Here is a 2,573-nt window from a genome sequence, read left to right on the forward strand (position 1 = left end):
CCCGCACCGGCCGCCTCCCCTGCCGTCACCGAGGGCCCGGCCCCCTCCGGGCCGCCGGGGACCACGACCGGGAGCTCCGCGCCGGGCCCGATCGGCAACGGCCCGGCCCTGCCCTCCGTTCCGGTCTCGACCCCCGCACCCAGCACTCCGGTCCCTGTTCCTGTTCCTGTTCCTGTTCCTGTTCCTGTTCCGACCGTGACTCCCCCACCGGACACTCCGGCTCCGGCAGGGACGCACGTACCGAGCACTCCGGCGCCGGTCCCGACGGAGGCGCCGAGCACCTCCGCTCCGGTCTCGACTCCCGCACCGGTCACGACCCCTACTCCGGCCGCACCTCCCGCTCCGGCCGCACCGACCCTCGCGCTCGACACCGACGGCCGGCTGCTGCCCGATGCCCGGGGCACCGCCACGCCCGGCGCCGAGGTGCTCCTCGAGGACGCCTCCGACGGACGCCGCGTGGGCTCCGCCACCGCCGACGCCGACGGCTCCTGGACCGCGCCGGCGCTCCCCCTCCCCGCGGGCACGACCACGGTGCTGGCGCGCACCGCTGCAGGAGTCAGCGCCCCCGAGACGGTCGACCTGCGCGCTCCGGTGCTCCTCGCCCGGGCCGCGTCGAGCGGGGGCGCGGTCGGCGTGCTCGTGCTCGCCGATCCCGACGCGGACGGCCTCGACCTCCTGGTCGACGGCGGGCAGGTGCGGTCCCTCGCTCCCGGAGCCCCCGTCCTCGCCGCGACCCTGGAGGTCGGTCCCGGGAGGCACACGATCGGCGTCCGCTACTCCTCCCCGGACGGGCGGACGGGACCCGTCGCCGTCGTGTCCGTCGACGCGGGCTGAGGCGCGCGGACCGCCCCGTGCCCCACCGTTATCCTGGGCGGATGCAGCCCGAACCCGCCGCGTCCGCGACTCCCCGGCCCGCCCCCGCGAGCACCCGTCCGACGGGCAGCGACGCCGCGTGGTCCGGCGCCCGGCCCGCGGGAAACCACTGGACCCTGACCTTCGCCTGCCCCGACCAGCCGGGCATCGTGCACGCCGTGTCCGGTGCCGTCGTCCAGGCCCGCGGCAACATCACCGAGAGCCAGCAGTTCTCGAGCGCCGACACCGGCCGCTTCTTCATGCGCCTGCAGGTGGAGTCGCCGATCAGCCGCGAGGAGTTCGCCGCCGCCCTGCTGCCGATCACGGAGCACTACGGGATGACCTGGCGCCTCGACGTCGTCGGCCGGCCGCTGCGCACCCTCGTCCTCGCCTCCACCGCCGCGCACTGCGTCAACGACCTGCTCTTCCGCCAGCGCGCCGGGCAGCTCGCGGTGGACATCCCGATGATCCTGTCCAACCACGGCAGCCTTCGCGACCTCGCCGAGTTCTACGGCGTGCCCTTCGAGTCGCGACCCGTGGTCTCGCCGGAGTCGAAGCGCGGGTTCGAGGAGCGCGTGCTGGAGGTCGTCGAGGAGCACGACGTCGAGCTCGTGGTCCTGGCGCGCTACATGCAGATCCTCTCCCCCGAGCTCTGCGCGCGACTGGCCGGCCGCGCCATCAACATCCACCACTCGTTCCTGCCGGGCTTCAAGGGCGCGAACCCCTACAAGCAGGCGCACGCCCGCGGCGTCAAGCTGATCGGGGCGACCGCGCACTTCGTCACCAGCGACCTCGACGAGGGGCCGATCATCGAGCAGAACGTGGTGCGCGTGGACCACTCGCACTCGGTCGCTCAGCTCGTGGCGATCGGGCAGGACGAGGAGAGCCGCACGCTCACGCAGGCGGTCAAGTGGTTCGCGGAGGACCGGGTGCTCCTCGACGGGGCCCGCACCATCATCTTCCGCTGACCTCCGGCGGCTAGCATGGTCGGCGTGAATCGAGCAGGAGCGGACACCGCGGGCACCGACATCAGGATCGGCCCGAACGCGATCCTCCGGTTCCTCCTGGAGCTCGTCGCGCTGGCGACCTTCGCCCTCTGGGGCTTCGCGACGTGGGACCTCCCGTGGAACATCGTCCTCGGCATCGGCGCTCCGGTGGTCGCCGCGCTGGTCTGGGCGCTCTTCCTCTCGCCGCGCGCGGTCCTCGCGATCGACGTCTACGGCCGCTCGCTGATCGAGCTGCTCGTGATGGGCGCCGCCGCGCTGGCGTGGCTGGACCTCGGCCAGCCGGTCGTCGCGATCGTCTTCGGCGTCCTCGCCGTCGTCTCCGGCGTCATCGCGGGACGCCGCTCCCTCTGATCCTGACGGCGGCCGCTCAGGCCGAGGGGGCGCTCGCTCGGAGCCGTCCACCGCTGTCCCCGAGGGTGCACCGCTGTCCCCGTGCGCTCGCCGCCGCCCCGGAGCGGAACCGAACGCGTCGTCCAGGCTCGCAGCCGCTTGTCGCCACTGCGCTCTCCCGTCGATGCGCCGCCGGCGATGCGCTACCGCAGCGGGATCCAGGGCCGATCGCGCCGCCGGGCCCGCAGTCGAAGGTGCTCCGCCCCGCCTGATCGCCGCTCTCTCCCCCGACAAGGTGAAGGGCACGATCGTCGCCTGCACCGCGGGCGTCACCGCGCGCGTCTCCAAGTCGGCCGAGGTCGAGCGGGCCGGCGGCATCGGCAT

The 2,573-nt window shown here is 74.2% G+C and carries 4 protein-coding genes; all 4 read left to right on the top strand.

The annotated features are described in order from the left end of the window. Positions 1-195 precede the first annotated feature (195 nt). The gene (locus tag C5C63_RS17190) at positions 196-834 is read left to right on the top strand and encodes an Ig-like domain-containing protein (protein ID WP_104326458.1); all 639 of its coding nucleotides are present in this window, start codon (positions 196-198) and stop codon (positions 832-834) included. A gap of 41 nt (positions 835-875) precedes the next feature. Then, entirely contained in the window at positions 876-1,820 is a 945-nt protein-coding gene (gene purU / locus C5C63_RS16565) for a formyltetrahydrofolate deformylase (RefSeq protein WP_104224944.1), read from the top strand. Positions 1,821-1,844: 24 nt separating this feature from the next. Then, complete coding sequence (locus C5C63_RS16570) at positions 1,845-2,210, top strand: YrdB family protein (RefSeq protein ID WP_258065485.1); 366 nt, start codon at positions 1,845-1,847, stop codon at positions 2,208-2,210. A 163-nt stretch (positions 2,211-2,373) separates the two neighbouring features. After that, positions 2,374-2,573: hypothetical protein (locus C5C63_RS17320; protein ID WP_146086424.1), on the top strand; the 200-nt coding region annotated here is incomplete at its 3' end.

It is taken from the genome of Rathayibacter sp. AY1B8 (assembly GCF_002932775.1).
Taxonomy (GTDB): Bacteria; Actinomycetota; Actinomycetes; order Actinomycetales; family Microbacteriaceae; genus Rathayibacter.